Source organism: Caldimonas hydrothermalis (genome assembly GCF_056746695.1).
This window is the reverse complement of sequence record NZ_JBWQXA010000002.1, coordinates 94,235-120,394: the sequence shown is the minus strand read 5'-3', so window position 1 is coordinate 120,394 and position 26,160 is coordinate 94,235. Positions and strand designations below refer to the sequence as shown.

Annotated in this window: 28 protein-coding genes and 1 tRNA gene; 17 read left to right on the top strand and 12 right to left on the bottom strand. The window is 68.8% G+C overall.

The features are described 5' to 3' along the window. The first annotated feature begins 51 nt into the window (after positions 1–51). The 3 genes from AC1ECW_RS03885 to AC1ECW_RS03875 are packed head-to-tail and all read left to right on the top strand — an operon-like array spanning position 52 to position 2,396. A complete protein-coding gene (locus AC1ECW_RS03885) occupies positions 52–1,206 on the top strand; it encodes a D-alanyl-D-alanine carboxypeptidase family protein (protein ID WP_409702197.1) in 1,155 nt (384 codons plus the stop codon). Between the two features lie 39 nt (positions 1,207–1,245). Further along, positions 1,246–2,133: a D-amino acid aminotransferase gene (locus tag AC1ECW_RS03880; protein WP_409702195.1), complete on the top strand. Its 888-nt coding sequence runs from the start codon at positions 1,246–1,248 to the stop codon at positions 2,131–2,133. Continuing rightward, positions 2,130–2,396, top strand: coding sequence for a DUF493 family protein (locus tag AC1ECW_RS03875; RefSeq protein WP_481201243.1), 267 nt, complete (start codon positions 2,130–2,132; stop codon positions 2,394–2,396). The genes AC1ECW_RS03880 and AC1ECW_RS03875 overlap by 4 nt, the downstream gene beginning before the upstream one ends. Positions 2,397–2,403: 7 nt before the next feature. Here the strand turns inward: AC1ECW_RS03875 and AC1ECW_RS03870 are convergent, their stop codons facing one another. Further along, entirely contained in the window at positions 2,404–3,153 is a 750-nt protein-coding gene (locus AC1ECW_RS03870; RefSeq protein WP_409702191.1) for a tetratricopeptide repeat protein, read from the bottom strand. Between the two features lie 117 nt (positions 3,154–3,270). On the opposite strand from AC1ECW_RS03870, the gene lipB reads away from it, so the two are divergent. The 4 genes from lipB to AC1ECW_RS03850 all read left to right on the top strand — a co-directional run bounded on the left by lipB (position 3,271) and on the right by AC1ECW_RS03850 (position 6,587). Then, positions 3,271–3,933, top strand: coding sequence for a lipoyl(octanoyl) transferase LipB (gene lipB, locus AC1ECW_RS03865; RefSeq protein WP_481201242.1), 663 nt, complete (start codon positions 3,271–3,273; stop codon positions 3,931–3,933). Between the two features lie 36 nt (positions 3,934–3,969). Continuing rightward, positions 3,970–4,962, top strand: coding sequence for a lipoyl synthase (lipA, locus tag AC1ECW_RS03860; protein WP_481201241.1), 993 nt, complete (start codon positions 3,970–3,972; stop codon positions 4,960–4,962). Between the two features lie 2 nt (positions 4,963–4,964). Then, a complete protein-coding gene (locus AC1ECW_RS03855) occupies positions 4,965–5,654 on the top strand; it encodes a helix-turn-helix domain-containing protein (protein WP_481201240.1) in 690 nt (229 codons plus the stop codon). Between the two features lie 72 nt (positions 5,655–5,726). Next, positions 5,727–6,587, top strand: coding sequence for a DMT family transporter (locus AC1ECW_RS03850; RefSeq protein WP_481201239.1), 861 nt, complete (start codon positions 5,727–5,729; stop codon positions 6,585–6,587). Here AC1ECW_RS03850 and AC1ECW_RS03845 read toward each other — a convergent pair whose 3' ends face one another. Beyond that, complete coding sequence (locus AC1ECW_RS03845; RefSeq protein ID WP_409702181.1) at positions 6,588–7,085, bottom strand: TlpA family protein disulfide reductase; 498 nt, start codon at positions 7,083–7,085, stop codon at positions 6,588–6,590. A gap of 143 nt (positions 7,086–7,228) precedes the next feature. Continuing rightward, positions 7,229–8,398, bottom strand: coding sequence for a hypothetical protein (locus AC1ECW_RS03840; protein WP_409702179.1), 1,170 nt, complete (start codon positions 8,396–8,398; stop codon positions 7,229–7,231). 123 nt (positions 8,399–8,521) lie between these two features. Between AC1ECW_RS03840 and AC1ECW_RS03835 the strand changes: the two genes are divergently transcribed. The 4 genes from AC1ECW_RS03835 to AC1ECW_RS03820 are packed head-to-tail and all read left to right on the top strand — an operon-like array spanning position 8,522 to position 11,038. Then, a complete protein-coding gene (locus AC1ECW_RS03835) occupies positions 8,522–9,040 on the top strand; it encodes a hypothetical protein (RefSeq protein WP_409702177.1) in 519 nt (172 codons plus the stop codon). Continuing rightward, positions 9,037–10,305 carry an MFS transporter gene (locus AC1ECW_RS03830; RefSeq protein WP_481201238.1) on the top strand — a complete coding sequence of 423 codons (1,269 nt, stop codon included), beginning with the start codon at positions 9,037–9,039 and terminating at the stop codon, positions 10,303–10,305. Before AC1ECW_RS03835 ends, AC1ECW_RS03830 begins: the two co-directional genes overlap by 4 nt. A gap of 48 nt (positions 10,306–10,353) precedes the next feature. Continuing rightward, positions 10,354–10,800 (top strand): PTS sugar transporter subunit IIA, encoded by a 447-nt coding sequence (locus AC1ECW_RS03825; RefSeq protein ID WP_481201237.1) that lies wholly within the window; start codon positions 10,354–10,356, stop codon positions 10,798–10,800. Next, a complete protein-coding gene (locus AC1ECW_RS03820) occupies positions 10,769–11,038 on the top strand; it encodes an HPr family phosphocarrier protein (protein ID WP_409702171.1) in 270 nt (89 codons plus the stop codon). Before AC1ECW_RS03825 ends, AC1ECW_RS03820 begins: the two co-directional genes overlap by 32 nt. Positions 11,039–11,086: 48 nt before the next feature. Here the strand turns inward: AC1ECW_RS03820 and AC1ECW_RS03815 are convergent, their stop codons facing one another. After that, the gene (locus AC1ECW_RS03815; protein ID WP_481201236.1) at positions 11,087–11,929 is read right to left on the bottom strand and encodes a GNAT family N-acetyltransferase; all 843 of its coding nucleotides are present in this window, start codon (positions 11,927–11,929) and stop codon (positions 11,087–11,089) included. Between the two features lie 373 nt (positions 11,930–12,302). Between AC1ECW_RS03815 and AC1ECW_RS03810 the strand changes: the two genes are divergently transcribed. The 3 genes from AC1ECW_RS03810 (at position 12,303) to AC1ECW_RS03800 (ending at position 16,931) form a co-directional block, all read left to right on the top strand. Then, entirely contained in the window at positions 12,303–15,941 is a 3,639-nt protein-coding gene (locus AC1ECW_RS03810; protein WP_481201235.1) for a hybrid sensor histidine kinase/response regulator, read from the top strand. 95 nt (positions 15,942–16,036) lie between these two features. Next, a complete protein-coding gene (gene grxD, locus AC1ECW_RS03805; RefSeq protein ID WP_481201234.1) occupies positions 16,037–16,354 on the top strand; it encodes a Grx4 family monothiol glutaredoxin in 318 nt (105 codons plus the stop codon). A gap of 10 nt (positions 16,355–16,364) precedes the next feature. Then, positions 16,365–16,931, top strand: coding sequence for a UbiX family flavin prenyltransferase (locus AC1ECW_RS03800; RefSeq protein WP_409657822.1), 567 nt, complete (start codon positions 16,365–16,367; stop codon positions 16,929–16,931). Positions 16,932–16,944: 13 nt separating this feature from the next. On the opposite strand, the gene AC1ECW_RS03795 is transcribed toward AC1ECW_RS03800, so the two are convergent. Together AC1ECW_RS03795 and AC1ECW_RS03790 are read right to left on the bottom strand one after the other, a co-directional pair. Further along, entirely contained in the window at positions 16,945–17,616 is a 672-nt protein-coding gene (locus AC1ECW_RS03795) for a lytic transglycosylase domain-containing protein (RefSeq protein WP_481201233.1), read from the bottom strand. Then, on the bottom strand, positions 17,613–19,358 hold the full coding sequence (locus AC1ECW_RS03790) for a proline--tRNA ligase (protein WP_481201232.1): 1,746 nt from the start codon (positions 19,356–19,358) through the stop codon (positions 17,613–17,615). Before AC1ECW_RS03790 ends, AC1ECW_RS03795 begins: the two co-directional genes overlap by 4 nt. 132 nt (positions 19,359–19,490) lie before the next feature. Here AC1ECW_RS03790 and AC1ECW_RS03785 point away from each other — a divergent pair, with 132 nt between their 5' ends. Continuing rightward, positions 19,491–20,078: an RNA pyrophosphohydrolase gene (locus tag AC1ECW_RS03785; RefSeq protein WP_409657813.1), complete on the top strand. Its 588-nt coding sequence runs from the start codon at positions 19,491–19,493 to the stop codon at positions 20,076–20,078. A 237-nt stretch (positions 20,079–20,315) separates the two neighbouring features. Here the strand turns inward: AC1ECW_RS03785 and proB are convergent, their stop codons facing one another. From proB to rplU, 4 genes are all read right to left on the bottom strand, one after another. After that, complete coding sequence (proB, locus tag AC1ECW_RS03780) at positions 20,316–21,434, bottom strand: glutamate 5-kinase (protein WP_481201231.1); 1,119 nt, start codon at positions 21,432–21,434, stop codon at positions 20,316–20,318. A gap of 38 nt (positions 21,435–21,472) precedes the next feature. After that, the gene (gene cgtA / locus AC1ECW_RS03775; RefSeq protein WP_409663563.1) at positions 21,473–22,588 is read right to left on the bottom strand and encodes an Obg family GTPase CgtA; all 1,116 of its coding nucleotides are present in this window, start codon (positions 22,586–22,588) and stop codon (positions 21,473–21,475) included. A gap of 144 nt (positions 22,589–22,732) precedes the next feature. Continuing rightward, the gene (rpmA, locus tag AC1ECW_RS03770) at positions 22,733–22,990 is read right to left on the bottom strand and encodes a 50S ribosomal protein L27 (RefSeq protein ID WP_409663566.1); all 258 of its coding nucleotides are present in this window, start codon (positions 22,988–22,990) and stop codon (positions 22,733–22,735) included. Positions 22,991–23,014: 24 nt separating this feature from the next. Further along, positions 23,015–23,326 (bottom strand): 50S ribosomal protein L21, encoded by a 312-nt coding sequence (gene rplU, locus AC1ECW_RS03765; RefSeq protein ID WP_409702213.1) that lies wholly within the window; start codon positions 23,324–23,326, stop codon positions 23,015–23,017. Between the two features lie 293 nt (positions 23,327–23,619). Here rplU and ispB point away from each other — a divergent pair, with 293 nt between their 5' ends. Next, complete coding sequence (gene ispB / locus AC1ECW_RS03760) at positions 23,620–24,564, top strand: octaprenyl diphosphate synthase (RefSeq protein ID WP_481201321.1); 945 nt, start codon at positions 23,620–23,622, stop codon at positions 24,562–24,564. 42 nt (positions 24,565–24,606) lie between these two features. Continuing rightward, a tRNA-Pro gene (locus AC1ECW_RS03755) sits at positions 24,607–24,683 on the top strand. A gap of 134 nt (positions 24,684–24,817) precedes the next feature. Here the strand turns inward: AC1ECW_RS03755 and AC1ECW_RS03750 are convergent. Both AC1ECW_RS03750 and AC1ECW_RS03745 read right to left on the bottom strand, forming a co-directional pair. Beyond that, positions 24,818–25,651, bottom strand: coding sequence for a beta-keto acid cleavage family enzyme (locus tag AC1ECW_RS03750; RefSeq protein WP_409702149.1), 834 nt, complete (start codon positions 25,649–25,651; stop codon positions 24,818–24,820). After that, positions 25,648–25,869 carry a hypothetical protein gene (locus AC1ECW_RS03745; protein ID WP_409702147.1) on the bottom strand — a complete coding sequence of 74 codons (222 nt, stop codon included), beginning with the start codon at positions 25,867–25,869 and terminating at the stop codon, positions 25,648–25,650. Before AC1ECW_RS03745 ends, AC1ECW_RS03750 begins: the two co-directional genes overlap by 4 nt. Positions 25,870–26,160: the final 291 nt, after the last annotated feature.

Below are 26,160 nucleotides of genomic sequence, written 5' to 3'. Positions count from 1 at the left end.
TGAGACACACCGCCGGAGCCGGGCCTGCCGCACCCCAACCGAACCGCATCGATGAAACGACTGCTTGCCTCCTTGCTGACCGCCGCCTCGCTGGCATGCCCCCCCCTTGCGTCCGCCCAGCCCCTGCCGCCCCCGGAGGTCGCAGCCAAGTCCTACGTGCTGCTGGACATGAACAGCAACCAGGTGCTCGCCTCGCGCGAGCCCGATGCCCTCTCGGACCCGGCCTCGCTGACCAAGCTGATGACCGCCTACGTGGTCTTCGGCGCCCTGCGTGACAAGCGCCTGTCGCTGGAGCAGGACCTGCCGGTGTCGGTGCGTGCCTGGAACGAGCGCAAGGGCGGCGCCTCGGTGATGTTCATCGAACCTCGCATGCGCGTGAAGGTCGAGGACCTGCTCAAGGGCATGATCGTGCAGTCGGGCAACGACGCCTCGGTGGCCCTGGCCGAGGGCGTGGCCGGCAGCGTCGAGGCCTTCGTGGAGCTGATGAACCGCGAGGCCCAGCGCATGGGCCTGAAGAACACCCGCTTCGCCAACGTGACCGGCATGACCGAGCCCGGGCACCACAGCACCGCGCGCGACCTGTCGGTGCTGGCCTCGCGGCTGATCACCGACTTTCCCGAGTACTACCCGATGTACTCGATCCGCGAGTTCCGCTTCAACAACATCACCCAGCCCAATCGCAATCTGCTGCTGCGCCGCGACCCCAGCGTCGACGGGCTCAAGACCGGCTACACCGAAGCCGCAGGCTACTGCCTGATCGCCTCGGCGCAGCGCGACTTCCCCAACGGCAAACGCCGCCTGCTCAGCGTGGTGCTCAACACCACCTCGATGGAGGCACGCGCCAGCGAAAGCCAGCGCCTGCTCAACTGGGGCTTCCAGGCCTTCGACACACTGCGCCTGTTCGAAGGCGGCCAGCCGGTGGTCGAGCCCCAGGTGTGGAAGGGCAAGGCCGCCAAGGCCCGGCTGGGGGCCGCCGGCCCCTTGTTCGTGACCGTGCCGCGCGGCGAGGGCGACAAGGTCACCACCAAGATCGAACGCATGGATCCGCTGGTGGCCCCGCTCCAGCAGGGCCAGGCCGTGGGCCGCATCAAGGTGCTGCTGGGCGACACCGTGATCGCCGAGACCCCGCTGGTGGTGCAGCAGGCTGTGCCCGAAGCGGGCCTCCTGGGCCGCGCCTGGGATGCCATCCGCCTGTGGATCCAGTAAGCTCGACATCCCTGCCGTACCGAACCGAAGGACCCGACCATGCCAGCCCTGCCCGACACCCTGTGCTACCTGAATGGCGAGTACGTGCGCCTGTGCGACGCCAAGGTGTCGGTCCTGGACCGCGGCTTCATCTTCGGCGACGGCTGCTACGAGGTGGTGCCGGTCTACGGGCAGCGCCTGTTCCGCTTCGAGGAGCACATGGCCCGCCTGGAGCGCTCGCTGGCCAAGCTGCGCATCCCCAATCCGCACTCGCGCATGGAGTGGCTGGAGCGCATGCGCAAACTCATCGCAGCCCACGCCGACCGGGAAGGCGCCCGGGACCAGCTCGTCTATCTGCAGCTCACCCGCGGCGTGGCACTGCGCGACCATGTGATGCCCCCCGACATCACGCCCACGGTCTTCATGATGGTCAGCACGATGAAGCCGGCCACGCCCGAGCAGCGTCATTCCGGCGTGGCCTGCACCACCGCGCGCGACTTCCGCTGGGAACGCGGCGACATCAAGTCGATCTCGCTGCTGGGCAATGTGCTGGCGCGCCAGATGTCGGCCGACCAGGGCGCGGCCGAGACCATCATGTTTCGCGACGGCCATCTCACCGAGGCCTCGGCCAGCAACGTCTGGATCGTGCACGAGGGCGCGGTGCTGGGCCCACCCAAGAGCGAGCATGTGCTCGAAGGCATCCGCTACGGCCTGATCGCCGAACTCTGCGAGGAACTGGGCATTGGCTTCAACCTGCGCCCGATCAGCGAGGCCGAGGTGTTCGCCGCCGACGAGATCATGCTGTCCTCGGCCACCAAGGAGGTGCTGCCGGTCACCCGCCTGGACGGCGAACCGGTGGGCCATGGGGCCGGCAAAGGCAAGCCCGGCCCGGTCTATGCCCGCCTGTACGAGGCCTATCAGCGCGCCAAAGCAGAGCAGTCGATATGACCCCCGACCGGTCCTTGATCGAATACCCCAGCGCCTTCCCCATCAAGGTGATGGGACCCAACGTCGACGGGTTCGCCACCGCGATCGCCGAGGTGGCGCTGCAGTTTGATCCGGGCTTCGATCCCGCGACGATCGAGATGCGCCCCAGCCGCAGCGCCAACTACCTCGGCCTGACCCTCACGGTAACGGCCACCAGCCGCGAACAGCTCGACGGCCTGTACCGGGCGCTGACCTCGCATCCGATGGTCAAGGTGGTGCTTTAAGCGGGCCTCACAGCGCCCGCCCCCGCAGCACCTCGTCCATCTCCTTGACCTTGTAAGGCGCGATCTCGTCGCCGTTGGCGGCGGCCGCCTCGTACCAGTAGCGCGCCAGGCGCGCATCCCTGGGCACGCCCAGCCCCTTCTCGTACATCGACGCCAGCAGATACTGCGCCGCCATCTCGCCTTGCAAGGCCGCGCGGCGGTACCACTGCGCCGCCTGGCCCCAGTCCTGGGGCACGCCACGCCCGAGGTAGTAGGCCGTGCCGGCGGCCACCTGGGCTTGCACATGCCCGCGCTCGGCCGCCTTCAAGTACCACTGCACCGAGCGCGCATGGTCGGGCAGGCCGGCCAGGCCCCGCTCGTAGATCTCGCCCAAGGCGTGCTCGGAGCGCACGAAGCCCTGGGCGGCCGAGGTCTCGAGCAGTTCGAGCGCCTTGTGCATGTCAGGCCGGGCGGCCTCGCCCCGCACATGCATCATCGCCAGGTTGTAGCGGCCCACCGGGCTGCCCTGCTCGGCCAGAGCGGTGAAACGGCGCTCGGCCTGCGCCCACCGCCCGGCCTGGTGCTCGGCCAGGGCCTCGTCGATCTCACGCCGCTCCTGCAGGTAGCGCTGCAGGTTCTCCGGCGTCACGAAAACCCCCGGCCGGCTCGCCGGCTGGGCCCAGGCCCCATGGAGCAGCACCATGGCGAGCACGGCCGCCAGGCCCTTGAAGGCCGGCCTGCGGCCGCCGCGCGTTCCAACCCGCCACATCCGTGTCATGCGCGTCTCCCGCTTCAGGCATGCGCCCCGCAGATCGCCAACGTTAACGCGTTTGCGATGTCCGGGCACGCACCGTGGATACTCTGCCGGGGCGGTCAGACCGATAGACTCCCGGGCATGGAAATCCGTTGGCTCGGGCGCGTCGAGTATGCGCCAACCGTCCAGGCCATGCAGGCCTACACCGAGGCACGCACCCCCGACAGCCCCGACGAGTTGTGGCTGTGCGAGCATCCGCCGGTCTACACCCTGGGCCTGGCCGGCAAGGCCGAGCACCTGCTCGCCCCGGGGGACATCCCGGTCGTGCCCACCAACCGCGGCGGTCAAGTGACCTACCACGGCCCCGGGCAAGTGGTCGCTTACCCTCTGGTGGATCTGCGCCGGCTGGGCATCTACGTCAAGGAATACGTGCACCGGCTCGAGCAGGCCGTGATCCAGACGCTCGAAGGCTTCGGCGTGACCGGCCACCGTGTGACGGGCGCCCCAGGCATCTATGTGAACCTGGCCGACCCGTTTGGCCATGCGCGGTTGCCCCCCGACCGGCCCGACCCCTTCGCCGGCCTGGGCAAGATCGCCGCCCTGGGGATCAAGATCAGCCAGCACCGCACCTACCACGGCGTGGCGCTGAATGTGGCGATGGATCTGAGCCCCTATGAGGGCATCAACCCTTGCGGCTACGCCGGCCTGCGCAGCATCGACTTGGCTACACTGGGGGTTTGCATCGACTGGGACACGGTGGCCGCCCGCCTGGGCGAGCGCCTGCAGGCCCACCTGAGTCCCTGACACCGCAGCCTGCCGGCTGAGACGGAGCACCCGCGCATGTCCACCCCGAACGTCGTCCACGAGGCCCAGCCCAGCGGCGCCTATGACGCCACGGCCAAGCAGAAGGCCCAGGCCAAAACCGCGCGCATCCCCATCAAGATCGTGCCGGCCGAACAGCTGAAGAAGCCGGACTGGATCCGCGTGAAGGCCGGCTCGCCCAGCACGCGCTTCTACGAAATCAAGCAGATCCTGCGCGAGCACAAGCTGCACACGGTGTGCGAGGAAGCCTCCTGCCCCAACATCGGCGAATGCTTCGGCAAGGGCACGGCCACCTTCATGATCATGGGCGACAAGTGCACCCGCCGCTGCCCCTTCTGCGACGTCGGCCACGGCCGCCCCGACCCGCTGGACGCGGACGAGCCGCTCAACCTGGCCAAGACGATTGCCGCACTCAAGCTCAAGTACGTGGTGATCACCAGCGTGGACCGTGACGACCTGCGCGACGGCGGCGCGGCCCATTTCGTGGATTGCATCCGCCGCACGCGCGAACTCTCGCCGCAAACCAAGATCGAGATCCTCACGCCCGACTTCCGCGGCCGCATGGACCGCGCGCTGGAGATCCTCAAGGCCGCGCCGCCCGACGTGATGAACCACAACCTCGAGACGGTGCCGCGGCTGTACAAGGAAGCCCGTCCGGGCTCCGACTACCAGTACAGCCTGAACCTGCTCAAGCGCTTCAAGGAATTCGCCCCCCACGTGCCGACCAAGAGCGGCCTGATGGTGGGCCTGGGCGAAACCGACGAGGAGATCCTGCAGGTCATGCGCGACATGCGCGAGCACGGCATCGACATGCTCACCATCGGCCAGTACCTCGCCCCCTCGAACCACCACCTGCCGGTGCGCCGCTACGTGCACCCGGAGGTGTTCAAGATGTTCGAGGAAAAAGCCTACGAGATGGGCTTCACCCACGCCGCCGTGGGCGCGCTGGTGCGCTCGAGCTATCACGCCGACCAGCAGGCTCACGAAGCGGGTGTGGCCAACGCCGTGTGAGCATGGACATGGCCGCCCGCCTGAGCCGGCGCTGCTACGGCGAATCGAAGGGCAGCCATGCCCACGATCACTTCCAGCTCCTGTGGGGCTGGCAAGGCGCCCTGGAACTGGAGATCGAAGGCCGCGGCACGCGGATGACCGCAGGCCGCGTGGCCGTCATCGCCCCCGGCGACCGCCATGACTTCTGGTCGGCTGGCGGCAGCACCTGTTTCGTGCTCGATGCCGACGACACCGCCAGCCCCGTGCTCGCGGCCCTGGCCGGCCGTGTGTTGGATGCCGACGGCTCGGCCCTGCACCTGCTGCGCTTCCTGGCCAGCCGCCACGACCTGGCCGACCTGCAAGGCCCGGCCACCGCGCTGCTGCTGTCCACCCTGCCCGGCGAAGTCGCCCTGCCGCGCGGCACGCGACGGCCCATCGACTGGGGCCGGCTGGACGCCTGGATCGACACCCATCTGGATGAACCGCTGGGCGTGGCCGACCTGGCGGCACAGGTGTGCCTGAGCCCGTCGCAGTTCGCCGCCCGCTGCCTGGCCGAGACGGGCCAGGCCCCGATGGCCTACGTGCGCGAACGCCGCCTGGCCGCTGCCCGCTGGCTGCGCGCTCAGGGGCTGCAGGTGCAGCAGGTGGCGCAGCGCTGCGGCTACCGTTCGCCGTCGGCGCTCACGGCGGCGCTGCGGCGTGCCGCCGGCTGACCGGCGATACGCGACGACCGACCCGCGTGGCGCGACGATCGCGCCGCCGGCTCGCCGCTATGCTCTCCCGCCATGAACCCTGCGACCCTGGCCGCGAGCCGCGGCACCACCGCTTCCCACCTTTACGCCCTGGGCGCGATTGCGCTGTGGGCCCTGCTGGCCACGCTGGGCGTGGCCTTGTCGCATGTGCCGCCCTTCCTGCTCACCGGCGCGGCGCTGGTGATCGGCAGCGTGCCGGCCTGGCCGCTGTGGCGGCAGTGGCGCATCCCGCTGCGCACGCTGGCGCTGGGCGTGTACGGGCTCTTCGGCTTCCATTTCCTGCTTTTCATCGCGCTGCGCCACGCGCCGGCAGTGGAGGCCAATCTGGTGAACTACCTGTGGCCGCTGCTGATCGTGGTGATGGCCCCGCTGTTCCTGCCGGGGATGACCCTGAGCGTGGTGCACGTGGTGGCCGCGCTGGCGGGCTTCGCAGGAGCCGGTCTGGCCATCGCCGGGGGCCGAGAGCTGGCGGGGGGCTGGTCCTGGGGCTATGTCGCCGCGCTGGGCTCGGCCTTCATCTGGGCCAGCTATTCGCTGGGGACGCGCCGCGTCGGCCCTTTCCCTACCGCGGCGATCGGGCTCTTCGGCCTGGTGTCAGGGGGCTTGTCACTGGCCTGCCACTGGCTGCTGGAGCCGCGTGTGGCGCTGTCGGCCCCCGACTGGGGCCTGCTCGTGCTGATGGGGCTGGGCCCGCTGGGGGCGGCCTTCTTCCTGTGGGACAAGGCCCTGAAGACCGGCGATGCGCGGCGCATCGGCATCCTGAGCTACCTCACGCCGCTGGCGAGCACGGTGCTGCTGGTGCTGGTCACCGGACGCGGCTTGTCGGGGTGGATCCTGGCGGCCGCCGCGCTCATCATCGGCGCGGCCGTGGTGGGCGTGCGCGCCCGTGCCTGATCAGGCTTCGGCCAGCAGTCGCTCGATGAGCTGGTGGAGCTGGGCAAAGTCAGGTTCGCCCACGTAGCGCTTGACGATCTCGCCGCGCTTGTTGACCACATAGGTCGTGGGTGTGAGCTTCACGTCGCCGAACCGGCGGGCGACCTCCCCGGTGTTGTCGATGGCCACCTTGAAAGGCAGTTGGCGGCTCTGGGCAAAGTTGGACACATAAGCCGGCGGGTCGTAGCTCATCGCCACAGCCACCATGTCGAGCCCGCGCTCGCGGTACTGGCGGTAGGTGTCGATGAGTTGGGGCATTTCCTTCACGCAGGTCACGCAGCTCGTGGCCCAGAAGTTCACCAGCACCACCTTGCCGCGCAGGTCGGCGAAGTTTTCCTTGCGGCCATCCAGCAACACGTAGTCCACTGCCGGGGCCTCGTCGCGGGACAGGGCCATCCAGCCGGTGGCGGCGACAGCCAGGGCCACCACCGCGGCGGCCAGGAGGGTGGGCTTTTTCATCAGGGGGAAAACTCCATGCGCAAGACGCCAGTGTACGGCCGGGGGCTGACCGGTGCCGGGCCGGGCGGGTGTCCCGGCCGCACCGATGGACTCGCGCACCGGGCGAAAAGTTCGCCAGGGCCCGGCGGCGGCTCATATCGGGCTCACATCGTCTTGGACAGCTCGAACAACAGGGCTGACGGCAGCGATGTGAGGATGGCGCCTCGACCGACACGCGCGATCGAGGCGTGGCCGAAGCCCGAGACCTCGAACATGTCGCCCTCCTCGACGATCTCGATGAAGACGAGGTCGGGCGCCTCGTGGGTGAGATCCTCGCGCAGCTGGTTGAAGCGTTCACCGCGCAGGATGGACTCGATGATGACGGCGTGTGGCAGGCCTTCGCGGCAGAAGGCGGCCGCCTCGTCGACCGAGGACACGAAATCGACCACCAGACCCATGTGCCGGATGGCCTCGCGCACCTGCACCCGCACCTCGCGCCGCGAGGCCACGACGAGTACATGGCTGCCGGCCAGCGGGCGGGAGTTGGCCGAGGAAACGGCAAACCCGGTGTCCTCCTCGACGACGCTCAGGCCGGGCATTTCGTCGGCGACGGTGCGCGGGAAGAGCAGTGTCACGGCGGTGGCCGACTCGCCGTCCTGACGTTCCAGCTCCAGCCCCATCGTCGCGGCGGCCTGCTGCACCAGGCACCAGCTCACGTCGTCCAGCGCGGGGCCGTCCTGGGGGGCCAGCGTGGCCGCAAAGCCGTTCGTGCCGGCCTCGTCGGGCGGGGTGTGATGGAATCGGCACAGCAAGCGGGCCTGCACCGGCCAGGGCTTGGTGTCCAGGCGCAGCTCGATCGAGCCCTGGGCGTGGGTCAAGGCCCAGTCCAGCAGCGTGTTGAGCAGGGAGAACAGCAGCGCCGGGTCGACGATCACCTCCACCGGCTTGAGCACCTGGCGGATCTCCAGCCCGTGGGATTGCGTCTCGCGGCTGCGGTGCGCCAGCACGCCCTGCAGCGTCTGCGTCAGGTGCAGCCGTTCGGCGCTCTGGCGCACGCGACCGGAGGCGAAGCGCACGATCTGCTGGCTGCACATGCCCACGCGCCGCGCGCGCTCGAGTTCGTCGCGCAGGCTGCGCAGGCTGCGGCGATCGATCTGGCCGGTGGCGATCAGGCCGTGCACACGCTCCAGCGCGCTGCTCAGCGGGGCGGCGATCTCCTCGCCGATCTGGGTGAGGAGACGGTGCCAGCGCTCGGTGGCCGGTTCGGGCATCGCAGGGGGAGCCGGCCGCTGGCGCCCAGCGGGCGTCGGGCCGGAGAGCTCGGACAAGTCCATGGGCGCTCCAGCGGCATGTGGTCGATAACGGTGGGCGCAGTATTCCGAAATGTGACAAATTGCGTCGACCCCCCGATCAAGGGTCCCGGCGCCAACGGTCGCGCCCGACGGATAATCGGGGCGATGTCGTCCCGAATGCTTCCCGGCCTGGCCTTTGCGCTCGGCCTGTCGGCCTGCGCCCCGACGCTGGACTGGCGCGAGGTGCGCCCCGAGGACAGCCCCCTGGTCGCCCTGTTCCCCTGCAAGCCCAAGACCCACGCCCGCACCGTCGAGCTGGCTGGCGCCCGGGTGCGCATGAGCCTGTACGCCTGCACGGCCGGTGGGCACACCTATGCCCTGAGTTGGGCTGACATGGGCGATCCGGCCCGGGTGACACCGGCGCTGCGTGCGCTGCGGGAAGCCACGGCGGCCAACCTTGGGGCAACTTCACCGGCGACCCAGGCCCTGCGGGTGCCGGGCATGACGCCGAACCCGCAGGCGCTGCGCGTGCGCGTGGCCGGCACCCTGCCCGATGGGCAAGCCATCGTTCAGGTGGCCGGTTACTTCGCCCACGCCACCCGCGTGCACCAGGTCAATGTGCTGGGCCCGAACCCGCCGGACGAGGCCGTGCAGACCTTCTTCGACGGGTTGCGCCTGCCATGAGCCCGCCCAGTCCCCCCGACACGCCCCTGGGGGGGCGTCAGGCCCTGGCCCTCTTCCTGGTCTTTGCCTGGGCCTATTTTCTTTCGGCGCTGATCCGCGCGGTCACCGCCACGCTGGCACCCACCCTGACGACCGACCTGGGCCTGGGCCCGGGCGACCTGGGCCTGTTGGCGGGTGCCTACTTCCTCGGTTTTGCGGCCACCCAGTTGCCCCTGGGCCACTGGCTGGACCGCTTCGGCCCCCGCCGGGTGCTGGCGGCCTTCCTGGCCGTGGCGGTGCTGGGCTGCGCCGCCTTCGCGCTGGCGCAGGGCTTTGCCGGGCTGACGGTGGCACGCATGCTGATCGGCGCGGGGGTGAGCGCCTGCCTGATGGCGCCGCTGACGGGCTTTCGGCGCTGGTTCACCCCCACCCAGCAACTGCGCGCGAACTCGTGGATGCTGATGACGGGCTCTCTGGGCATGCTGGCCTCCACGCTTCCGGTGCAGTGGCTGCTGCCGCTGACGGGCTGGCGCGGGCTGTTCTGGCTGCTGGGGGCCTGCCTGGCGCTGAGCATCGCCAGCCTGTGGTGGGTGCCGCGCGACCGGCCAGTGGCCACGCCGGCACCGGCCGGTCCTGCGGCCGGTGCCGGCGAGGGCTACGGGACGATCTGGCGCGATCCGGCGTTCCGCCGCTACGCCGGCCTGGGCTTCGTCAACTACGGGGGCATGATTGCACTGCAGACGCTGTGGATCGGGCCCTGGCTGGTCCATGTGGCCGGCTGGTCGCCCACTGAATCAGCCGGCGGTCTGTTCGTCGTCAATGCCGCGATGCTGCTGACCTTCCTCGCCTGGGGACTGGTGATGCCCCGGCTGCAGGCCCGGGGCTGGCCCGCCGCCCGGCTGATCACGGTGGGGGCGCCCTGGAGCCTGGGCGTGCTGGTCCTGAACCTGGTGTTGGGCCCCCAGGCCACCGCGGGGCACTGGGCCCTGTACTGCGTGAGCTGCACCTTCATGGCGCTGGCGCAGCCGCTGGTGGGTCAGTCCTTCCCGGCGCACCTGGCCGGACGCGCCCTGTCGGCCTACAACCTGGTGATCTTCGCCGGCGTGTTCGCCATGCAATGGGGCATCGGCCTGGCGGTGGATCTGGGGCGTGCCCTGGGCCTGGACGTGATCGGTGCCTACCGGCTGGCCCTGGGTCTGTACGCCGCGCTGGCGGCCGCGGCCTACGTGCAGCACTGGCGTTCCAGCCGCATCGCCACCCCCCCGACCCGGGTGTCCGCCGAATGACACACCGGCCTGGCGCGATGGGTCGATAATCGTTCATCCCCGTTCCCCATGCCTGGCTTCCTCATCATCGCCCACGCCCCGCTGGCCAGCGCCCTGCAGGCCTGCGCCCGGCACACATTTCCCGAGTGTGCGGCCACGCTCGAAGCCCTGGACGTGCCCGCCCAGATGGGCATCGACGAGGTCGAGACGCGTGCACGCACCCTGCTGGCGCGCGTGCGCAGGCCCGAGGCGCTGATCCTGACCGACGTGTTCGGAGCCACGCCGTGCAACGTCGCCCAGCGCTTGGCCGACGGGGTCCAGGTCAAGGTGGTGGCCGGCGTCAACGTGCCCATGCTGTGGCGCAGCCTGTGCTATCAGCACGAACCGCTCGAAGTGCTGGTCGCGCGCGCGGTGGCCGGCGCCAACCAAGGCATCATGCAGGTGGGCCACACCGCCCCGCAGAACCAGGTGCAAGCACCCGTCCATGCTCAAAACACGAATCACCATCAGCAATAAGCTCGGCCTGCACGCGCGGGCCTCGGCCAAGCTCACCAAGCTGGCCGGCAGTTTCAAGAGCGATGTCCACATGAGCCGCAACGGCCGGCGCGTCAATGCCAAGAGCATCATGGGCGTGATGATGCTGGCCGCCGGCCTGGGCAGCGAGGTCGAGATCGAGACCTGCGGCGAGGACGAGCAAGCCGCGATGGACGCGCTGTGCGCGCTCATCGAGGACAAATTTGGCGAAGGGGAATGAAGTCCGGCTCCCACCGCACGTGATGCGGGCAGGAGCTGGGCGCAGGGTTCATTCGCCCAGGAAATGCCGGCGGTACTTGGCCGGCAGGTCGGCGATGCGCATCAGCATGGGCAGGTCGGCGGTGTTGAAGTCGGGGTCCCAGGCCGGTGCCCCCAGGACCTTCGCGCCGCAGCGCAAATAGCCTTTGATCAGCGCCGGGGGTTCCACCGCCAAATCCTGCTGGAGTTCGTCCACCGGCAGGGGCAGGCGCGGCTGCACCCGGTACTCGATGGGGGCCAAGTGGGTCCCCCGCAGTTGCGACCACAGACTGGCCGCGTAATGGCCGCCGTCGCGCATGCTCACGCTGGCGCAGCCGACCATCGTGTCCAGGCGGTTGCGCACCATGAACTCAGCCAACGCCCCCCACAAGGCCAAAATGGCCCCGCCGCTGCGGTGGTCCGGGTGCACACAGGACCGGCCCAGCTCGACCATGCGCTCACGCAAGGGACGCAGTCGCGTCAGGTCGAATTCCGTCTCGCTGTACAAGCCGCCGACGCGGCGCGCGGCCTCAGGAGTGAGCACGCGATAAGTGCCGATGACCGGGCCAGGCTCGCCATCGCACGAAGGCGCGCGCACCAGCAAGTGCTCGCAGTAGGCATCGAACACATCGATGTCATGGCCCGGTGGCGAGCCTTTGGGCACGCTCAAACGGGCGCCCATCTCTTCGGCGAAAACCTGGTACCTCAGCCGCTGCGCTTCACGAACTTCGTCTTCATGGCGCGCCCAAACCACTTCCAGCCGCGCACGGGCAGAGCCCTCAGCTGTGGCAGGCGCCGCATCGGGGCGGTGAAGAGACCTCCGAGGCGCACGGATGTCGGCAATCGGCAAGGTCGGCAATGGCAGGTCCCTCATCAGGCGCTCCGTAGTGAGACGACGTCAAGGCTAAGGCGATTGCATGACCCGGCCATGACCCGGCCATGACAGGACGGTGACGTGTGACGACAAGCGTCGATGTCTGTCATATGACACATTCGCTAGGCCTTTTCCCGAGCCCCAAGGACCCATGAGCGTGTTACTTTGGTCGCCGAACGCGCGATGGGTTGTGGGTGTTTGCCGTCGTGCTGACTGACGCATGAATCGATCGCCCCCCACCGACACGCGCCCGCCTGGGTCGTCGACGCCCCCGCGCACACGCTGGGGCGGGGGTTGGGGCTCTGGCCTTCAAGCCGGCTTCCCCCGGCTGACGCTGCGTGTGCTCGACGGGCTGGGTGCATGCGGTCTGGTCTTGAGCACGCTGGCGTGGGCCTACGCATCGCCCACATCGGCTGCCGGATGGTGGGTGGGCTACGCTTTGAGTGCGCTGGTCTGGATTGCGCGTGTGTGGCTGTCGCGGCATGCACCGATCGACACCCCGGACGAGCCTGAGCAGGCCCGGCTGCTGCGGCAAGTGCACCATCGCCTGGCCATGGCCGTCCAAGTGGGCCGCTTCGGCATTTGGGAATACGACCTCGAACGCCGTGAGTTCCTCATCGACGCCCGTGAGCGCGAGCTCTACGGTGTGGCGCCTGACCTGGAACGCCCTCGCCTGGAGGACTGGCTGCGCGCGGTGCATCACGAGGACCTGGAACGGGTGCGCCACGCCTTCACTCAGGCCTTGAAAGCGCAGGCCCTTTACGAATGCCGCTACCGCGTCGTGCGCCCGGACGGTGAGCTGCGCTGGGTGCATTCGGTCGGTGAGGTCGAACGCAGCCCCGACGGCCGCGCCATGCGTCTGATCGGGCTGGACCAGGACGTCACGGCCGATGCCCAAGCCCAGGCCCACTTGCAAGCCGTGCTGCGTCGCCACGATCTGGCCGTCCAGGCCGCTGCCGGCATGGTCTGGGAATATGACGAGCGCTGCGGCGTGATCTGGCGCACCCCGGGTGCAGACGCCGCGCCTGACAGCGCGCCGCGCGAACAACTGAGCCGCTTCGACGCGCTGGAAACGATGATCGCGCCGCAAAGCCTGAACGACTTCCGGGCCTTCGTCGCCCGCTTGCTCCAAGGCGAAGAGCCGCAAGTGGAGCAAACGCTGCAAGTGCAGCTGCCGCGCCTCGGATTGCGTCACATCCGTTGCCTGGCCCATGTGGAACGCGATGCCCAAGGACGGGCCCGTCGCGCCTATGGCATGAACATCGACGTGACCGAGGAGGTGCAAGCGCGCGAGAGGCTGGACCGGGTATCGCAGCGCTTGCGTCTGGCCACCGAAGTCGCTCGATTGGGCGTCTGGGAATACGACGTGCGCACCCAACGCTTTGAGATCGATGCGCTGGAGCGTGAGTTGTTCGGCCTGCCCCCGGATGCCGTGCCCACCCGCGAGCTGCTGCGTTCGTGCATCCATCCGGACGACCGCGAGGGCGCCACCGAAGCCCTGCAACGGGTCATCGACGGCGAGCAACGTTACGAGTCGCAGTTCCGCGTCTTGCGCAGCGACGGGCTGCGCTGGCTGCGCGGCCTGGCACACGTCGAGCGCGATGAACAGGGGCACGCGCTGCGCCTGGTCGGGGTGAATTGGGACATCACCGAGGACCTGGCGGCCCAACAAGCCTTGCAAGACATCAACGATCGCTTGCGCATCGCCTTGTCGGCCGTGGACGCTTCCGTGTGGGTCTACGACGCGCGCACGCGCCGCCTGCACTGGGACGATCGCGGTCAAGAGCTGTATGGCATCGACCTCAACCGCGACCGCCAAGCCTGGGAGTCGGCACTCAGCCCCGGGGTGGCCGAGCGCACGCGGCAGCGTATTTACGCCTGTCTGAAAGACCCCGCCTGTCCGGCCTTCGACATCACGTACACCATCGAACACCCCGCGCGCGGCACGCGGCACATCCGCTCGGTGGCCCGCAACGAGCGAGACGCCAATGGCCGGCTGGTGCGCACCGTCGGCCTGGACATGGACATCACGCCCCAGGTGGAGACGGCTCATCGCGCCGAGGAACTGGCCCAGCGCTTGCAGCTGGCCATCACCGCCGCCGGCATCGGCGTGTGGAGCAACCGCTTGAGCGACGGCACGGTCGAGTGGAACGAGCAGCAGTACCGCATCTACGGCCAAGATCCGGCCCAGTTCCAGCCCAGCCGCGCCGCGTGGCTGGCATGCGTGCACCCGGACGATCGATCGCGACTGGCGGAAGAAATCGTCCGTGTGCACGAGCATCCGCAGGGCAAGACCTCGGAGTTTCGCATCGTGCGTCCCAATGGCGAGGTGCGCCATGTGCGGGTGGTGGCCCGCAGCACGCACGACGAGCTCGGACAGCCCACCGGCACCGTGGGCCTGACCTTCGACATCACCCCCGAGCGCCAGGCCACCGAAGCCATTGAGCGTGCCCGGGCCGCCGCCGAGGACGCCAACCGGCTCAAGAGCGAGTTTCTGGCCAATGTCAGTCACGAAATCCGCACCCCGATGAACGCCATCATCGGCATGACCGAGCTGGCACTGGGTGCGGGGCTGCCCCCGCGCGAGCACGACCAGATCGCCAAAGCCAATGCCGCTGCGCGCAATTTGCTGACCGTGCTCAACGACATCTTGGACTTCTCCAAGATCGAGGCGGGCAAGCTCGACGTGGACCACGCCGCCTTCTCGCTGCCGGCTCTGGTGGGCAGCGCGCTGGACATGGTGCGCCTGCAAGCCCAGGCCAAGGGATTGGCGCTGGAGGTGTCGATCGCGCCGGACGTGCCCGAGCATTGCGTGGGCGACCCGACGCGGCTCGGTCAGGTCCTCACCAACCTGCTGTCCAATGCCGTGAAGTTCACCGAGCATGGACGGGTGCAGTTGCGCGTCCGCCTGGCCGACGCCGTGCCGGTCGAGCGGCCCACCGTGCGCTTCGAGGTCGAGGACACCGGCATCGGCCTGAACGAGGAGCAGCAGGCGCGGCTGTTCGAAGCCTTCACCCAGGCCGATGCCTCGACCACGCGCCGCTTCGGCGGCACAGGCCTGGGCCTGGTGATTTCACGCCGCCTGCTCGACCTGATGGGCGGACGCATCGGGGTGCGCTCCACCCCCGGCGGCGGCTCGCTGTTCTGGTTCCAGTTGCCGCTGGAACGGGATGCCCGCGGATCGGCCGGCGACGGCGACGGCCCGCTCGCATCCGTTCCCCGGCTGGACGGCCTGCGTGTCCTGCTGGCCGAGGACAACCCGCTCAACCGCGAGCTCGCCGTGGCCCTGCTCGAACGGGCCGGCGCCCGGGTGACGGCCGTCGACAACGGCGCCCAGGCCGTCACCGAGGTGCAGCGGCGCAAATTCGACGTGGTCCTGATGGATGTGCAGATGCCGGAGATGGACGGCTTCGAGGCCACACGCCGCATCCGTGCGCTGCCGGGCGATGCCGCCCATGTGCCCATCGTTGCAATGACGGCCAACGCCATGTCCGGAGACCGCGAACGCTCGCTGGCCGTGGGCATGAACGAGCACCTGACCAAGCCCATCGACACCGTCACCCTGCGCCACACGCTGGCCCGGCTGCGACCGTCCCAGACGAAAACTGCCCCCGCCCCGACCGGCCCGCAAGCCCCGGACCGCTGCGCGCTGCCATCCGACCAGGACCTGGCCCTGCTGGACGTGGCGCTGGGCGTGCGTCTGTGCGCCCAGCGCGAGGACATCCATCGCCGAGCCCTGCAGCAATTCTTGCGACTCTACGAAGCAGGAGGCCGCTTCCCGCCCGACGCCTCCCCTTTGGCGGTGCAGCGTGAAGCGCACAGCCTCAAGGGCGCGTCGGCCAGCTTGGGCCTGGTGCGGCTGCATCACCAGGCCGCGCGAGTGGAGGCCCGCTGCAAATCGGGGCTGCCCGTGCAGGCCACCGACCTGGCCCAACTGAACGATCTCCTGACGGCCAGCTGCCAAGCCGTGCGCGTCCACCTCGACACCGCCCCCGCCCCAGAGCCGCCCTGAGGAATGGGCTTGGCCCCTCATCCCCCGGGGACAGACCGGGGCCGATACACTGTGGGCTGCCATTCCACGATGCGGCCCCCGCCGCCCGCCCCACCATGAACGACGTTCAGCAACGCATCGACGACCTCGTCAAATCGCACCGTGTGGTGCTTTTCATGAAGGGCACTGCACAATTCCCGATGTGTGGCTTTTCGGGCCGCGCCGTGCAGATCCTCAAGGCCTGCGGCGTGAGCGACCTGACCACCGTCAACGTCCTGGAAGACGAAGCCATCCGCCAAGGCGTCAAGGAATACGCCAACTGGCCCACCATCCCGCAGCTCTACGTCAACGGCGAATTCATCGGCGGCTCGGACATCATGATGGAGATGTACCAGTCGGGCGAACTGCAGCAGGTGCTGGGCGCCGCCCGATAAGGCCAGCCTCGTGGGCGCCCCCCAGATCGTCGTCGGGCTCACCGGGGCGACCGGCGCCATCTACGGCGTGCGCCTGCTCCAGCGGCTGCGCACGCTGGGCGCACGCACCCATCTGGTGGTCTCGTCGGCCGGGGTGCTCAATGCCCATCACGAGCTGGGCCTGGACCGCCGCGCGCTCGAAGCCCTGGCCGACGTGGCCTATGCGCCCGGCGACGTGGGCGCGGCCATCGCCAGCGGCAGCTTTCCCACCGCCGGCATGGTGATCGCGCCGTGCTCGATGAAGACCCTGGCCGCCGTGGCGCTGGGCCTGTCGGACAACCTGCTCAGCCGCGCGGCCGACGTCACGCTCAAGGAACGCCGGCGCCTGGTGCTGATGGTGCGCGAGACCCCTTTCAACCTGGCTCACCTGCGCAACATGACGGCCGTCACCGAGATGGGCGGCATCGTCTTTCCGCCGCTGCCGGCCTTCTACCACCGCCCCGACAGCATCGACGCACTCGTCAACGACAGCATCGAGCGCGTGCTCGCCCTGCTGGGCTTCGGCGAAGCTGCGCCCCGCGCCTGGCAGGGCCTGTGAACGCAGGCCCGGCTCACCCGCCGGTGACCTGCGGACCACCCGCCGGCCCGGCCGGCGGGTCGTAGACCCAATGTGCGCGCGCGGCAAAAACCGCGTTCGGATACTCGGCGCGGCCGCGGCTGCCGTTATAGCGCCCCAGGGCCATGAAGAGGTTGCCCTTCTCCATGTCCAGGTAGTGGCGCAAGATCACGCAGCCGAAGCGCAGATTGGTTTGCATGTGGAAGAGCTTGGCCGGATCGCCATCGCCGATCAGGCGGCTCCAAAAAGGCATGACCTGCATGTAGCCGCGCGCACCCACCCGGCTCACCGCGTGCTTGCGGAACGCGCTTTCCACCTGGATCAGGCCAAGCACCAGCGCCTTTTCCAGGCCGGCGCGGGTGGTCTCGTACCACAGCGTCTCCAGGAACTCCAGGCGTGTGGTGAGGTCCGGTTTGCGCCGGCGAAGGCGGTCGCTCATCTCGCCCAGCCAGCGCAGGTAGGCCAAGCGTTCCTCGATGCGGGTGAAGCTGGGCTTAGGGGGGGCGCTGTTGGCGATCGCTGCCGACAGAGCCGAGCGCACCGAGTCGGCCAGCGGTTCCTCGATCTGGCCGCCGGCCTGCGCGGGCGCGGCGGGCACGATCAGGCCGGCCGCGCCGGCCAGCATCAGCCGGCGCCGCAAGGGATGGACCGTCCGCCCGGGCCTCATGCCCCCAGGCGCTGGCGCAGGAACGCCAGCACCTCGGCCTCCGCCACCGGCGTGGCCTGGGCGTCACGCCGGCCCTGGTACTCGACCTGGCCCTCCTTGAGGCCGCGATCGGACAGCACCACGCGGTGCGGCACGCCGATCAGCTCCCAGTCCGCGAACATCGCGCCGGGGCGTTCACCACGATCGTCGAGCATCACGTCCACGCCCAGCGCGGCCAGTTCGTCGTGCAGGCGATCGGCCGCGGCCTTGACCTGCGCCGAGCGGTCGTAGCCGATGGGGCACAGCACCACCGTGAAAGGCGCGATGGCATCGGGCCAGACGATGCCGCGCTCGTCATGGTTCTGCTCGATCGCCGCACCCAAGATGCGCGTCACACCGATGCCGTAACAGCCCATCACCATCAGCTGGGGCTTGCCGTTCTCGTCGAGGTAGGTCGCATTCATCGCGGCGCTGTACTTCGTGCCCAGCAGGAAGACATGGCCCACCTCGATGCCGCGCTGGATGGCCAGAAGCCCCTGACCATCGGGCGAAGGGTCGCCCTCGACGACATTGCGGATGTCGGCCACCAGGTCGGGCTCGGGCAGGTCGCGGCCCCAGTTCACGCCGGTGTAGTGGAACCCGGCCTCGTTGGCGCCGCAGACGAAGTCGCTCATGTTCGCCACCGTGCGGTCGGCCACCACCTTGACCGGCCGCTTCAACCCAATGGGGCCCAGGTAGCCGGGCTGGCAGCCGAAGTGCGCCTCGATCTCGGCCGCGGTGGCAAAGCGAAAGCCCGCCTTCAGGCCCTCGAGCTTGCCGGCCTTGACCTCGTTGAGATCGTGGTCGCCGCGCACCAGCAGCAGCCACACCTGGGTGCGCACCACCTCGCCGGCCTCGTTCTTCTCGTCAGTGGCCAGCACCAGCGACTTCACCGTGCGCGAAAGCTCCAGGCCCAGCAGCTCGGCCACGTCGGCGCAGGTGCTCTTGCCCGGCGTGGGCGTCTTCTCCAGCGCCTGCGAGGGCGCGGCGCGTTGCGCAATCAGCGCCACCGCCTCGGCCAGCTCGATGTTGGCGGCGTAGTCGGACTGCGGGCAGTAGACGATCGCGTCCTCACCGGTGTCGGCGATCACCTGGAACTCGTGCGAGGCATCGCCACCGATCGCGCCGGTGTCGGCCGCCACCGCGCGGAACTGCAGACCCAGGCGCTCGAAGATGCGCACATAGGCGTCGTACATCTGCTGGTAGCTGCGGCGCGCCGAGGCGAGATCGCGGTCGAAGGAGTAGGCGTCCTTCATCGTGAACTCGCGCCCGCGCATGATGCCAAAGCGCGGCCGGCGCTCGTCGCGGAACTTGGTCTGGATGTGATAGAAGTTCTTTGGGAGCTGGCGGTAGCTGCGCAACTCCTGCCGGGCGATGTCGGTGATGACCTCCTCCGAGGTCGGCTGGATGACGAAGTCGCGGTCGTGCCGGTCCTTCACACGCAGCAGCTCGGGGCCCATCTTGTCCCAGCGGCCCGTCTCCTGCCACAGCTCGGCCGGCTGCACCACCGGCATCAGCAGCTCGATCGCTCCGGCCCGGTCCATCTCCTCGCGGATGATCCCCTCCACCTTGCGGATGGTGCGCAGACCCATCGGCATGTAGCTGTAGATGCCCGCGCCCAGCCGTTTGATCAGGCCGGCGCGCATCATGAGCTTGTGGCTAACGATCTCCGCGTCGGCGGGCGCTTCCTTCAAGGTGGAGATGAAGAACTGGGAGGCTTTCATGGACGGGGGTGGGGGCTAGGGACGGACCAGGCCGCAAAAGACGCCACACCGGCGCGCCTTGGGTGCAGCCCGGTAGGCAGCCGCGCGAGCCGGTGCAATAATGAATTCAACTGAAAAATCTGAGGTCCGATTATGCTCGACCGTGACGGCTTCCGGCCCAACGTCGGCATCATCCTGCTCAACCACAAGAACCAGGTTTTCTGGGGCAAACGCATCCGCACCCATTCGTGGCAGTTTCCCCAGGGCGGCATCAAACACGGCGAGAACCCCGAGCAGGCGATGTACCGAGAGCTCCACGAGGAAGTGGGGCTGCGTCCCGAACATGTGCGCATCGTCGCGCGCACCCGCGACTGGCTGCGCTACGAGGTGCCCGAGCACTACATCCGCCGCGATGCGCGTGGTCACTACAAAGGCCAGAAGCAGATCTGGTTCCTGCTGCAGCTCGTGGGCCGCGACAGTGACATGAACCTGCGCGCCACCGACCACCCGGAGTTCGACGCCTGGCGCTGGAACGACTACTGGGTGCCGCTGGACGCGGTGATCGAGTTCAAACGCGGCGTCTACCAGATGGCACTGACCGAGCTGGCACGCTACCTGCCCCGCCTGCCTCACCACCACAACCGCTACCTGCGCTCCGGGCTGCGGCCGCCTGCCCGCGAGGAGCCGCGCACGCCTTCTGCGGCACCGGCGGCCGAGCATCCGCAGCCTGACGAAGGGTGAAGGTGCGCGATGTGCTCGTGACACGAGCACGCCAAACAATCGTTGTGGCGCCGGCCCGGCCCGGCGCTGCGCGCCTTCACATCGCTGCGCGCCTTCACATCGCTGCGCGATATGAGCCCGCGCCGCAACCTGGTGCTCGTTACACGAGCACGCCAAACAGTCGTTGTGGCGCCGGCCCGGCGCTGCGCGCCTTCACATCGCTGCGCGATATGAGCCTGCGCCGCAACCTGGTGCTCGTTACACGAGCACCAGGTTGTCCCGGTGGATCAGTTCGGATTCGCCGGGGCAGCCCAGCAGGCGTTCGATCTCGCTGGACGGCTTGCGGGCGATGAGCCGGGCCTGGGTGCTGTCGTAGTTGGACAAGCCTCGGGCGATCTCGCGACCCTGAGTGTCCCGCACCGCGATCACGTCGCCACGGTCGAAGTCGCCGGTCACCTGCACCACCCCGATGGGCAGCAGGCTCTTGCCCGCCTCGCGCAGCTTGGCGACGGCCCCATCGTCCACCACCACCGCGCCGCGCAACTGCAGATGGTCGGCCATCCACTGCTTGCGCGCCGCCAGCTTCGCGGTGCCGGCCACCAGCAGCGTGCCGATCGACTCGCCCTGCGCCAGGCGGATCAGCACGTCGGCCTCACGGCCCCAGGCGATCACGGTCGAGGCCCCGCTGCCGGCGGCGCGCTTGGCCGCCAGGATCTTGGTGATCATGCCGCCCTTGCCGATGCTCGAGCCCGCCCCACCGGCCATGCGCTCCAGCTCCGGATCGCCAGCGCGCGCCTCGTCGATGAAGCGGGCGTTCGGATCCTTGCGCGGGTCGGCCGAATACAGGCCGCGCTGGTCGGTCAGGATCACCAGCACGTCGGCCTCGACCAGATTGGCCACCAACGCGCCCAGCGTGTCGTTGTCGCCGAACTTGATCTCGTCGGTGACCACGGTGTCGTTTTCGTTGATGACCGGGATCACCTTCAACGACAGCAGGGTCAGCAGCGTCGAGCGGGCATTGAGATAGCGCTCGCGGTCGGCCAGGTCGGCGTGCGTGAGCAGCACCTGGGCGCTGCCCAGGCCCTGGGCGCGCAGCTCGGTCTCGTAGATGTGGGCCAGACCCATCTGGCCCACGGCGGCCGCGGCCTGGAGTTCGTGCAACTCGGTCGGACGGCTGCTCCAGCCCAGCCGCTTCATGCCCTCGGCGATCGCCCCGCTGGAGACCATGATCACCTCCCGGCCCTCACGGGCCAGCACCGCCAACTGGCGGCACCAGTTGCCGATGGCGTGGGCATCCAGGCCGCGGCCCTCGTTGGTCACCAGGCTGGAGCCCACCTTCACGACGATACGGCGGGCATTGCGAAGCACGTCACTCATGGATGCAGGCGAGCGAGGAAACAGAGGCGACCACGGACTCAGCGAAAACGCGGATCGTCCGGGTCGTGGACCGGCGCGGGCGGCGCGGCTTCGGTGGCAGCCTCGGGCACAAAACGCACGTCGGGCTCTTCCACGTCGGGCTCGCGCATCGCCGCCACATGATCGTAGATCGCCCGCACCAGGGGCTCGCAGCCCTCGCGCGTGAGCGCCGAAATCTCGAAGACCGGCCCCTTCCAGCGCATGCGCTTGACGAAGTCTTTCACGCGCGCCGCGCGTTCGTCCTCGGGCACCATGTCCAGCTTGTTCAGCACCAGCCAGCGCGGCTTCTCGTACAAGGTCTTGTCGTACTTCTTCAGTTCGGCCACGATGGCCTTGGCCTGGGCGACCGGGTCGGTCCCGTCGTCGAAGGGCGCCAGGTCCACCAGGTGCAGCAGCAAACGGGTGCGCTGCAGGTGGCGCAGGAACTGGTGCCCCAGGCCCGCGCCCTCGGCGGCGCCTTCGATCAACCCGGGCACATCGGCCACGACGAAGCTCTGCTCCGGCCCGACGCGCACCACGCCCAGGTTGGGGTGCAAAGTGGTGAAGGGATAGTCGGCGATCTTGGGCCGCGCGTTGGAGATGGCCGCGATCAGCGTGGACTTGCCCGCATTGGGCATGCCCAGCAGGCCCACGTCGGCCAGCACCCGCAGCTCCAGCTTGAGCCGACGCTGCTGGCCTGGCCAGCCCATCGTGCGCTGACGTGGTGCCCGGTTGGTGCTGGATTTGAAATGCAGGTTGCCGAAGCCGCCATCACCCCCCTTGGCCAGCAGCACCTTCTGCCCCGGCACCAGCAGCTCGGCCACCACCTCACCCGTGTCCACATCGGTGATGATGGTGCCCACCGGCATGCGCAGCACGATGTCCTCGGCCGCGGCGCCGAACTGGTCCGAGCCCCGGCCATGCTCGCCGTTACGCGCCTCGTGCCGGCGCGCATAGCGGAAGTCGACCAGGGTGTTGAGGTTGCGGTCGCCCACGGCGTAGACGCTGCCACCGCGCCCGCCGTCGCCCCCGTTGGGGCCGCCGAAGGGGATGAACTTCTCGCGGCGGAAGCTCACGCAGCCGTTGCCGCCATTGCCGGCGGCCACGTCGATGTAGGCTTCGTCAACGAATTTCATGATGTCCTGTCTCACCAAGAGCGGCCGCGCGCGAGGGCCCGCCACCGTTGGCGATGGTACTGCAGCGCCGGGCGCCGGGGCGGCGGCGGCGCAAACAACGAAGCCCCGGCAGGCCGGGGCTTCGCTTCGAGGGAAGGTCGTCGCTCAGAGCGGCGTGACGCTCACCACCTTGCGATTCAGCGGGCCCTTCACGTCGAAGGACACCTGACCATCGACCAGGGCGAACAAGGTGTGGTCGCGACCCGTGCCGACGTTCACACCGGCATGGAAGCGCGTGCCACGCTGGCGCACGATGATCGAGCCGGCCGGCACGACCTGGCCGCCGAACACCTTCACGCCCAGCATCTTCGGTTGGGAGTCACGGCCGTTCCGGGTGGAACCGCCGCCTTTTTTCTGTGCCATGGTTGCTTACTCCTGGAAGGGGGGTCAGGCCGCTACCGCGCTGATCTGCAGCTCGGTGTAGGTCTGGCGGTGCCCTTGACTCTTCTTGTAGTGCTTGCGGCGGCGCAGCTTGAAGATGCGCACCTTGTCGTGCTTGCCATGAGCCACCACCGTGGCCTTGACGCTGGCGCCGGCAACCAAGGGCGTGCCAACCTTCAGCTCGTTGCCGTTGCCCACGGCGAGAACCTGGTCGATCACGATCTCTTGGCCGACTTCCGCAGCAATCTGTTCTACCTTGATCTTTTCGCCGGCAGCGACCTTGTATTGCTTGCCACCGGTTTTTATGACCGCGTACATATCAGCCCTTTCACAAACGCGCGCCTCGAAGGGAAGGCCCGCACCGATCGTCATGGCCCGCACGCTGCGCCGACGGTCGTCACCCGCAGGCCTCAAGGGTGCTCGATTGGCGCCATGACCCATACCCGGCCCGAAATCGACCGAGCCCAAAAGTATAGCACACCGACGCCTGCCGGCCCACAAGGCTCGGCAGGCGGCCACGGAGGCCGGCACATGCCTCTCTATAATCCGCGGATTCACGTCCCTGGGCCTTTCGCGTGTCCGCCCCTGCCTCTCCCCCTGCCCTTTCCCAGTTGCTGGCCGCCGAGATGGCCGAAGTCGACGCCGTGATCCAGCGGCGCCTGGCCTCCGAGGTGGCGCTGATCAACCAGATCGCTCATTACATCGTCAGCGCCGGCGGCAAGCGCATCCGGCCGCAGCTGGTGATCCTGGTGGCCCGGGCGCTGGGCTTCGACGGAGCGCAGCGGCACGAACTGGCGGCGGTGGTCGAGTTCATCCATACCGCCACCTTGCTGCATGACGATGTGGTGGACGAATCCCAGTTGCGCCGCGGCCGCGAAACGGCCAATGCGGTGTTCGGCAACGCCGCCAGCGTCCTCGTGGGCGACTTCCTCTACTCGCGCGCCTTCCAGATGATGGTGGCCATCGACCGCATGCGCGTGCTCGACGTGCTGGCCGAGGCGACCAACATCATCGCGGAAGGCGAGGTCCTGCAGTTGATGAACATGCACGACCCCGACACCGACATCGAGGCCTACCTGCGCGTCATCCGCTACAAGACCGCCAAACTCTTCGAAGCCAGTGCCCGCCTGGGCGCGGTGCTGGCCGACGCACCGGCTGCGGTCGAGCAGGCCTGTGCCGACTACGGCCGCCACCTGGGTACGGCCTTCCAGCTCGTCGACGACCTGCTCGACTACGAAGGCTCCACCGATGCGCTGGGCAAGAACGTCGGCGACGACCTGCGCGAAGGCAAGCCCACGATGCCGCTGCTGATCGCAATGGAACGCGGCAGCGCGCAGGAGCAGCAGTTGATCCGCCAGGCCATCGAGCACGGCGAGGTGGAGCGCCTGAAGGACATCCTCGCGATCGTGCGTCGCACGGGGGCGCTGGATGCGACGCGCGAAGCCGCCCGCGCCGAGGCCGACGCGGCCCGACAATGCCTGCAGGCCCTGCCGGCTTCCCTCTACCGCGAAGCTCTGCTAGAATTTTGCGTTCGCTCGGTCGATCGGTCTGCTTGACCCAAGCCCAGACCGCCAAGACAGACCGCGCGGAAGTCCCATCGGGGTGTAGCTTAGCCTGGTAGAGCGCTACGTTCGGGACGTAGAGGCCGGAGGTTCGAATCCTCTCACCCCGACCACCACCTTCTCTTCAGATCAAAACCGCGGCGCAGCCAAGTTGGCTGCTGCCGCGCGAGCGCCGGGTGGACGACGACCCCATCGGGCTCTGCGAGATTTCCAGGCCCACCCGGACACCCTGGGCTGAGCCGGCCCGTCAGCCGCGGCCGAAGCGCGCACGCACCTGATCCGCCGTGGCCAGCGGGCGACCCAGCACCTGGGCCCCCTGCGCCACCTGTGCCACCAGCGCCGCGTTGTCGGGCGCGACCCGGCCGTCACGCAGCAGCAGGTTGTTCTCGAAGCCCACCCGCACATGCCCGCCCAGCGCCGCGGCAGCCAACGCACAGGCGTGCTCTTGCGCCCCGAAGGCACACATGGCCCAGGGGTGGGCCCCATCATGGGCGTGCAGGAAGGGCAGCAGGTCGGCTGGCGAGGAGGTCTGCCCGGCGCGGTAGCGTCCCAGCACGAAGAGCAGGAACCAAGGCCCTTCGGGGATCACGCCGCGGCGGCGCAGATCCTGCCAGTCGCGCACATCGGCCTCGTCATAGAGGATCACCTGCGCCATCACGCGCTGCTCCACCAGCCACCGGAAGAAGCCGCCGAGTTCGGCCTCGCTCACCTGCGGCACATGCAGCTCACGCAGGCCCACCGACACGGCCTCGGGCACCACCTCACGCACCACGGCCATCTGGGCGGCCGGGGCATACACCTGGGCGGCCTCGGTGGTGATCTGCACCACCAGCTGCGAGCCCACCGCCTTGCGCACTGCCTCGGTGGCCTCGCGGTAGGCCTGGGCGTCGAGCAGGTGGCGACCGTCCGGTCGGCGCACATGCATGTGCAGCATCGCCGCACCGGCCTCCAGACAGGCCTTGGCTGTTTCGGCCAGGGCCTGCGCCGTCAGCGGCACCGCGGGGTGCTGTTCGTGGGTCTTGTAGGCCCCATTGGGGGCCACGGTGACGATGAGCGGCTCGGATGTGATCGTTGGGGTCATGGCCTGGTCCTTCGGGCGGTCTGGACGCTGTCATCCAGTGTGGTCAGTTTGTCGGCCAGCCGCAGGCGGTCGTGGCGCGCACGTGCGGGCAGGCCTTCGGTGATCGCGTAGAGGCGGAAGCCGGAATTGTTGCTCGTCGGCAACGCATTGGGACAGGTGCGCGCGACCGGGTCGGCGAACGGAAGCAACGACAACCGATCGCAGGGCCGGGCCGACATGCCGCATCTCTGGCCGAGCCCGTCTGGTCTGTGTTGTCTGTGAATTGCAAAGTTTCGAAACATCGTTCCATCCGATCGATCGCGCCGCCGCGCCGAGTCAGGCGGCACGCCCCCGGCGGCCAGATTTCAGACACCGCCGTGCATTTGTTCACCATATGCCCGCCGACCCCGTGCCGTTTGCACGGGCTTGCAAGGTTTACAGTGCGCAGAGGATCAGCGATCATTCCCCGGCTTCACACTCGGCGCCCCTGAGCGCTGTGCGACCGCTCACTTTTTCTGACTCGACCCCCT

Excerpts from the sequence above, each read along its gene's own strand:
- AC1ECW_RS03885 (WP_409702197.1), top strand. The coding sequence starts at position 52 with ATGAAACGACTGCTTGCCTCCTTGCTGACCGCCGCCTCGCTGGCATGC.
- AC1ECW_RS03880 (WP_409702195.1), top strand. The coding sequence starts at position 1,246 with ATGCCAGCCCTGCCCGACACCCTGTGCTACCTGAATGGCGAGTACGTG.
- AC1ECW_RS03875 (WP_481201243.1), top strand. The coding sequence starts at position 2,130 with ATGACCCCCGACCGGTCCTTGATCGAATACCCCAGCGCCTTCCCCATC.
- AC1ECW_RS03870 (WP_409702191.1), bottom strand. The coding sequence starts at position 3,153 with ATGACACGGATGTGGCGGGTTGGAACGCGCGGCGGCCGCAGGCCGGCC.
- lipB (WP_481201242.1), top strand. The coding sequence starts at position 3,271 with ATGGAAATCCGTTGGCTCGGGCGCGTCGAGTATGCGCCAACCGTCCAG.
- lipA (WP_481201241.1), top strand. The coding sequence starts at position 3,970 with ATGTCCACCCCGAACGTCGTCCACGAGGCCCAGCCCAGCGGCGCCTAT.
- AC1ECW_RS03855 (WP_481201240.1), top strand. The coding sequence starts at position 4,965 with ATGGACATGGCCGCCCGCCTGAGCCGGCGCTGCTACGGCGAATCGAAG.
- AC1ECW_RS03850 (WP_481201239.1), top strand. The coding sequence starts at position 5,727 with ATGAACCCTGCGACCCTGGCCGCGAGCCGCGGCACCACCGCTTCCCAC.
- AC1ECW_RS03845 (WP_409702181.1), bottom strand. The coding sequence starts at position 7,085 with ATGAAAAAGCCCACCCTCCTGGCCGCCGCGGTGGTGGCCCTGGCTGTC.
- AC1ECW_RS03840 (WP_409702179.1), bottom strand. The coding sequence starts at position 8,398 with ATGGACTTGTCCGAGCTCTCCGGCCCGACGCCCGCTGGGCGCCAGCGG.
- AC1ECW_RS03835 (WP_409702177.1), top strand. The coding sequence starts at position 8,522 with ATGTCGTCCCGAATGCTTCCCGGCCTGGCCTTTGCGCTCGGCCTGTCG.
- AC1ECW_RS03830 (WP_481201238.1), top strand. The coding sequence starts at position 9,037 with ATGAGCCCGCCCAGTCCCCCCGACACGCCCCTGGGGGGGCGTCAGGCC.
- AC1ECW_RS03825 (WP_481201237.1), top strand. The coding sequence starts at position 10,354 with ATGCCTGGCTTCCTCATCATCGCCCACGCCCCGCTGGCCAGCGCCCTG.
- AC1ECW_RS03820 (WP_409702171.1), top strand. The coding sequence starts at position 10,769 with ATGCTCAAAACACGAATCACCATCAGCAATAAGCTCGGCCTGCACGCG.
- AC1ECW_RS03815 (WP_481201236.1), bottom strand. The coding sequence starts at position 11,929 with ATGAGGGACCTGCCATTGCCGACCTTGCCGATTGCCGACATCCGTGCG.
- grxD (WP_481201234.1), top strand. The coding sequence starts at position 16,037 with ATGAACGACGTTCAGCAACGCATCGACGACCTCGTCAAATCGCACCGT.
- AC1ECW_RS03795 (WP_481201233.1), bottom strand. The coding sequence starts at position 17,616 with ATGAGGCCCGGGCGGACGGTCCATCCCTTGCGGCGCCGGCTGATGCTG.
- AC1ECW_RS03790 (WP_481201232.1), bottom strand. The coding sequence starts at position 19,358 with ATGAAAGCCTCCCAGTTCTTCATCTCCACCTTGAAGGAAGCGCCCGCC.
- AC1ECW_RS03785 (WP_409657813.1), top strand. The coding sequence starts at position 19,491 with ATGCTCGACCGTGACGGCTTCCGGCCCAACGTCGGCATCATCCTGCTC.
- proB (WP_481201231.1), bottom strand. The coding sequence starts at position 21,434 with ATGAGTGACGTGCTTCGCAATGCCCGCCGTATCGTCGTGAAGGTGGGC.
- cgtA (WP_409663563.1), bottom strand. The coding sequence starts at position 22,588 with ATGAAATTCGTTGACGAAGCCTACATCGACGTGGCCGCCGGCAATGGC.
- rpmA (WP_409663566.1), bottom strand. The coding sequence starts at position 22,990 with ATGGCACAGAAAAAAGGCGGCGGTTCCACCCGGAACGGCCGTGACTCC.
- rplU (WP_409702213.1), bottom strand. The coding sequence starts at position 23,326 with ATGTACGCGGTCATAAAAACCGGTGGCAAGCAATACAAGGTCGCTGCC.
- AC1ECW_RS03750 (WP_409702149.1), bottom strand. The coding sequence starts at position 25,651 with ATGACCCCAACGATCACATCCGAGCCGCTCATCGTCACCGTGGCCCCC.
- AC1ECW_RS03745 (WP_409702147.1), bottom strand. The coding sequence starts at position 25,869 with ATGTCGGCCCGGCCCTGCGATCGGTTGTCGTTGCTTCCGTTCGCCGAC.